Annotated in this window: 2 pseudogenes; one reads left to right on the top strand and one right to left on the bottom strand. The window is 50.0% G+C overall.

The annotated features are described in order from the left end of the window. A pseudogene (locus ACR0MJ_RS20730) lies at positions 1 to 139 on the top strand (IS6 family transposase); the annotation flags it as partial. Positions 140 to 326: 187 nt separating this feature from the next. Here the strand turns inward: ACR0MJ_RS20730 and ACR0MJ_RS20735 are convergent. Beyond that, a pseudogene (locus ACR0MJ_RS20735) lies at positions 327 to 752 on the bottom strand (hypothetical protein); the annotation flags it as partial.

Below are 752 nucleotides of genomic sequence, written 5' to 3' on the forward strand. Positions count from 1 at the left end.
GTCCAAACGGCGGAGCAAATCTGCAGCAACGAAGTTTTTCGCATGTGCGCTTGAGGTAAATGAGCTCCCAAGAAAGATAGTGATAGCCAAAAGCGGCGCTAACACCGCCGATATCGAACTGGTCAACATAATCCGCAAAAGTTAATTCACACAAAGACTCTCTCAGTTTCAGAAACTTGCTAAACGGGCGGAATAATTATCTCGCCGGAGCCATCTCCTCAGCTTTCTTAAGATTTTGCCGCGGAACCGTTTCCAGTAGGTTTCCCATTTAGTAATGCGCAGAAGGGTATCCCATCTTGTGGAAAAATGCCGTACTGAACGCTGCATCAATTGCACTGATCATACCGGTAGTCCCCATATTCCAGCCAGTTTGCCGAGCCTTTGCTAAAAATCAGAAACTCGGACCTGTCCTCCCCAAGCAGGGCGACGACAAATCCGGCGGGAGGCTCATAGTTTCCAAAGTAACTGTAGGCCGTCATGGCTCTGATCGACTTGCCGTTGACCGTTACTCGCGCGTCCCATTCTCCCTCCGGGTTGTCCAAAATTACCGGTTCGATCACGCGTTTTTTCGCTCCGCCACCACAATAGACGATGCCTTCGGGCGCTTCGTAGGACGTCTCTTGGCTAACTTCTGAATCGCACGCAGAACGAAGGGACCGAATTGCTGCGCTGGAACCTTTCAAGTCAAAAATTTCGTAGCTGACATCTTGATCAATCATCGACAGGTTAACCGATGCATTGGCCGCAAGCTG

This window comes from Ruegeria sp. C6 (genome assembly GCF_056537625.1).